Consider the following 5,386-nt stretch of genomic DNA (forward strand, 5'->3'; position numbering starts at 1 on the left):
AGGCCAAGGGTGAAACCATGCAATTAATCGACATCGGCGTCAATCTGACCAACTCAAGCTTCGCTTCAAAGGAACGGGAGGTACTCGACCGCGCCTACGCCGCTGGCGTGGGTCAATTGATCCTCACGGGAACCGATGTCGAAGGCAGCGAACAAGCCTTGCAAATGTGCCGCCAACTGGATGAAAGCGGTGTGCGATTGTTCAGCACCGCCGGGGTGCACCCCCACTCGGCGAGCGCTTGGACAAGCGAAACCGAGAAAGAGTTGCATGCCCTGCTCAAAGAAAATGCCGTGCGTGCGGTGGGCGAATGCGGGCTGGACTTCAACCGCGACTTCTCCCCTCGTCCACAGCAGGAAAAGGCCCTGCACGCCCAACTGGCCATGGCGGTTGCCCTGAAAATGCCGGTGTTCCTCCACGAGCGGGAAGCCGACGAACGGCTGCTGGCCATTCTGCGTGAATACCGTGACCACCTGCCGGCTGCCGTGGTGCACTGCTTCACCGGCGAAAAACGCGCGCTGTTCAGCTATCTGGACATGGACCTGCACATCGGCATCACCGGCTGGATCTGCGACGAGCGCCGCGGCACACATCTGCACCCGCTGGTGCGCGAAATCCCCCGTGGCCGGCTGATGCTGGAAAGTGACGCGCCGTACCTGTTGCCGCGCAGCCTCCGGCCCAAGCCGAAGAACGGCCGTAACGAGCCGGCGTATCTTCCGGAAGTGTTGCGGGAAGTGGCATTGCACCGGGGTGAAACCGCGCAGGATGTTGCAGCCCACACCACCGCGTGCGCCCAGGCGTTCTTTGGATTGCCGCAGCTCGCAGGCTGATGCCTCACCGATGCCAGTGACTTGCAGCTTCCTCTGTGGGAGCGGGCTTGCCCGCGAAAGCGTTCGTCCCGACAATGCCATATCGGCGCGCCACCGCTTTCGCGAGCAAGCTCGCTCCCACAGGTACGGTGGCGTGACAGGCAACGTGCCTCATCTCGCTCATTGATCCAGATCAACCTCTGACCCCAGCCGATTGCACACACTAATGGCACCTTGCCTTACCCCGTGCAATCACAGAAGAGCTTCTCATGAGCCGCTGGCTGAGCAACATTTCGCTTAAATACAAATTCTGGGCGGTGAACGCGGTCGCCTTTCTCACCACTCTGCTGCTGGTGCTGTACGCCGTGAACCTGGAGCAACACAGCCGCGCCGAGGATGCCCGGCAGGCGGTGCAGGTCCGGGCACAATGGCAGGCTGCATGGCCCGCCGGACAAGCGCTTCCAGACATTCGCCCGATTGCCGCACCTCCCTCCTTCAACCAGGTCCTGACCGAGCACCTCGGCCAGTACGCTCTTGCGGTGTTCGTGCTGATGCTGGCCATGCTCGGTGCCTCCCAACTGTTGATCCGTTTCCTGCTGACCCACCTCAACACCCTCAAGGACGTAATGCTGCACGTCGAACACAGCGGCGACCTGTGCGCCCGGGTGCCGCTGGCCGGTGATGACGAAGTCGGGCAGATGGCCAAGGCGTTCAACGCCATGCAGGCCGGGTATCAGCGCGTCGTCGGCACCGTCGCGCAATCGGCAGCGCGGCTGGACCAGGGTGCCGTGCACCTGGCTTCAGGCATGAGCGATGTGCGCGAAGGCATGCTCGGCCAGCAGAGCGAGACCGACCAGGTCGCCACGGCCATCAACCAAATGACCGCTACCGTCTACCACATCGCCCAACACGCCAGCGCCACCCGCGATCAGTCGCAAAGCGCGGATGCGCTGGCCGGTAGCGGCAAGGCGGTGGTGGACCGGGTGCAACTGTCCATCGCCGGGCTGTCCAGTGGCGTGCAGCAGACCGCCGGTATGATCCAGCGCCTGGCCGAGGACAGCCAGAAGATCAACGGCGTGGTCAACGTGATCCACAGCATCGCCGAGCAGACCAACCTGCTGGCCCTGAACGCGGCCATCGAAGCGGCCCGCGCCGGGGAGATGGGGCGCGGCTTTGCGGTGGTCGCCGATGAAGTGCGCAACCTGGCCAGGCGCGTCCAGACCTCAACCGACGAGATCACCACCATGGTTTCAGCCCTACAGGCAGGCACCCGCGATGCGGTGGACTTCATGCAGGAAAGCTCGCACAAGGCCGACGATTGCGTGGCCCATGCGCGAGAAGCGGGGCAAGCACTCACGGCCATCACCGAGGCCGTGGCGCAGATGCGCGAGAGCAATACGCAGATCGCCGTCGCCGCCCAGCAGCAGAGTCAGGTGGCCGAAGAGATGAACCGCGCGGTGGTGAGCATCCGCGACGTGACCGAGCGTACCGTGCGCCAGACGGTGGATTCGGCCAGCACCAGTGATGAACTGGCGACATTGGCGGGTGAGTTGAATACGGTGATTGGGACCCTCAGGTGCAATTGACCCAATGACGGATCTGCACCCTATCTCAGCGTCGTTCAATCGGCCCGTAGCAGTCCGGCTTGCCGGCGTCGGCGATTTTGGGGGCGCCGACGCCGGCAAGCCGGACTGCTACGGGATGGTGGTGTGTTCTAGATTTTGATTTTGCTTTTCATGCGCGGTGGTGCAGGCGACACAGGGCGCGACGTCAAGGCGCCAGGCCGAGCGTAGGTGTCGTGGAGGGGGATGAGCGGCAGGAAGCCGCGAAAGCCGTGCGGGCCATGGATGGCCCATCATGGCGTGCCCCCGGAACGGCGCCGGAGTCGAGGGAAGTCCGAAGGACCCCAGCCAGGAGCAAATGGTTTGCCTACTTTCCCGAAAGAAAGTAGGTCGCCCGTAAGGGGCGAAACCCTAAAGTCCAACCAGCGCGATAACGGATATACACACAACCCCAGCGTCGCCGAAAGACGCGGAGCGTCAAACAAGCCGTTACCACGCAAAGCGTGGGAACGATCAAACACGATCAAAAATCCCCGTAGCAGCACGGCTTGCCGGCGGGAGCGATCTTGAAAACGCCCCGCCGGCAAGCCGGACTGCTACGGTCGGTGGTCAATCAACCCTTACCAACGGAAGGCAACGGTCCCCATGACAGTACGCTCTTCACCCCAGTAGCAACGACCGGCGTTGTTACACCCGCTGACGTATTCCTTGTCGAACAGGTTCTTGGCGTTCACGTCCACCGACCAGTGCTTGTCGATGTCGTACCCGACCAGCGCATCGACCAGCGTCACATCGCCCGTCTTCAACTTGCCGTACAGCGTCGGCGAGGTGTACGCGAAGGTGTTGTCGAAGTAACGCACACCACCGCCCACACGGAACCCGCTCAACGGACCATCGAGGAAGCGATAGGTCGCCCAGCCCGACGCCTGGTTACGCGGAATGCCGGTCAACTGATGATCTTCGAACAACGAACCCGGCGCGTCCTTGGTCACCCGTGCATCGGTGTAGGTGTACGACGCCATCAGGCTGAGATTCTTGGTGATGTCGCTGTTGGCCTCAAGCTCGATCCCCTTGGACTCGCTCTCCCCGACCTGCTGGCTGAAACCGTTGGAGCCGGCCACCACATCGTGTGTCTTGGTCAACTGGAAGACCGCCGCGCTGAAGGTGGTGTTCCAGCCTTTGGGCTCGTACTTCACACCCGCTTCGTACTGATGGCTCAGGATCGGATCGAGCAATTCACCGTTCGGCTGCGACGACTGCTGCACCGGGGTGAACGCAGTCGAGTAGCTGATGTAAGGCGAGATGCCGTTGTCGAACTGGTACATCAGGCCGGTCTGCCAGCTGAAACGATGATCCCAGCCATCCAGATCGGTGGCCGGCACCGCTGCGCTGCCTGCGCGAGCGGCGCTCGCACGGTTGCGGTATTCGCTGTGGACCCAGTCCTGACGACCGCCCAAGAGGAAGATCCAGTTGTCGTACTTGCTCTGCAACTGGCCGTAGGCACCGTACATGTGCTGGTCGAGCTGGGAGTTCTGCACGTACTGCGTGGTGCGCGGCTGAACCGGCGAGAACACCGGATTGAACACGTTGTAGGTGCCGCCCAGGCCTGCGTTCCAGTCCTGATTGAAGGAGGTGCGGTCGTAGCTGGCGCCCAGCAGCACGGTGTTTTCCAGTGCGCCGCTGGTGAAGTGGCCTTCGAACTGGTTGTCCACCGAGTAGGTCACGGACTTGTTGTCGCGGTCGTATGCGGTGCTGCTCAGCGTGGTGCCAAAACCTGCGTTGTTCAGGTTGTTCGGCCAGGTTTCGTGACGGTTCAGACGCGATTCCATGTAGCGCGAGTTCTGGCGGAACTGCCAGTTCTCGTTCAACTGATGGCTGAACTCGTAACCCAGGGTCCAGGTTTCGCGCTCGAAGTCATCCCAGGCGGGGTTGCCGTTGAACTGCGACTTGCCGATCTTGCCGTTGGGGTTGTTCAAAAGCGTGCCCGCCGCCGGATAGCCCAGCAGCAGCTTGGTGCGGTCGCGCTGGTAGGACGACAGCAATGTCAGCGCAGTGTCTTCGTCGAAGTTGAAGGTCATCGACGGCGCGATGTACAGGCGATCATCCGGCACCGAGTCGACCTGAGTGTCGGCGTTGCGGCCGAGCATCACGATGCGGCCCAGGATGCGGTTGTCGTCGGTCAGCGGGCCGGATACGTCCAGGCCCAGTTGGCGACGGTTATTGCTGCCATAGCTGAACTTGGCCTCGCCCTGTGCGGTTTCAGTCGGGCGTTTGCTGACCAGGTTGACCAGGCCGCCCGGGGCGTTTTCGCCGTACAGGATCGAGCTTGGGCCGCGGAACACTTCGGTGCGTTCCAGGCCATAGGGCTCGGTGGTGGTGTCGTAGCGGTTGCCTTGCAGACGCAGGCCGTCCTTGAGCAGGCCGTAACCGTAGTCGGTGGCGTTGAAGCCACGAATGGAGAACAGGTCGCCCGCCAGACCGTCACCCACAGCGAATGGCGGCGCGAAAATACCCGGCACGTAGCCCAGCACGTCGGTCAGGGTCTGCGAAGCCTGATCCTGCATGCGCTGACGTGTCACGACGGATACAGAGCGCGGTGTTTCCGATAATGGAGTGCTGGTCTTGGTGCCTGCGGTGCTGTTCTTGGCCTGGTAGCCGGTTTCATTCTCTACCGCTATGGCTTCCCCGGAAACGAGCGAATTCTGCAGTTGAATGGTGTTGCCTTTTGCCGGCTTGACCGGGGCATCCTCGGCCCAGGCCATACCGTGGCAGGCGACCGTTGCAACCAGCGCCGCCAAGGCTTTCACCTTGAATTGATTGTTGTTGTAGCTACCCATCCTTACTCCCCCTCCCTTTGAATATCGCGGGCCCCAAGCCCCTGAATCTTGACCGGAAATGTCAAAAAAGCGTGAAAATGTAGCAAAGAATTATTCTCATTACCATTAGTATTACGTGTAACAGCGAAATGCCATCCCTGCCCCGGGGGCTGACACATCGCTGATACATTCGGGAGGGGTT

3 protein-coding genes are annotated in these 5,386 nt (G+C 61.7%); 2 read left to right on the forward strand and 1 reads right to left on the reverse strand.

All coding sequences use genetic code 11. The features are described from left to right. Positions 1–17: 17 nt before the first annotated feature. Both ACIPO9_RS12495 and ACIPO9_RS12500 read left to right on the forward strand, forming a co-directional pair. Positions 18–827: a TatD family hydrolase gene (locus tag ACIPO9_RS12495; protein WP_274133718.1), complete on the forward strand. Its 810-nt coding sequence runs from the start codon at positions 18–20 to the stop codon at positions 825–827. Between the two features lie 248 nt (positions 828–1,075). Beyond that, a complete protein-coding gene (locus tag ACIPO9_RS12500; protein ID WP_400781187.1) occupies positions 1,076–2,392 on the forward strand; it encodes a methyl-accepting chemotaxis protein in 1,317 nt (438 codons plus the stop codon). 596 nt (positions 2,393–2,988) lie between these two features. On the opposite strand, the gene ACIPO9_RS12505 is transcribed toward ACIPO9_RS12500, so the two are convergent. Beyond that, positions 2,989–5,130 carry a TonB-dependent siderophore receptor gene (locus ACIPO9_RS12505; protein ID WP_400781416.1) on the reverse strand — a complete coding sequence of 714 codons (2,142 nt, stop codon included), beginning with the start codon at positions 5,128–5,130 and terminating at the stop codon, positions 2,989–2,991. Positions 5,131–5,386: the final 256 nt, after the last annotated feature.

The sequence above is a fragment of the Pseudomonas sp. NPDC090203 genome, from assembly GCF_044746765.1.
Taxonomy (GTDB): domain Bacteria; phylum Pseudomonadota; class Gammaproteobacteria; order Pseudomonadales; family Pseudomonadaceae; genus Aquipseudomonas; species Aquipseudomonas putida_AD.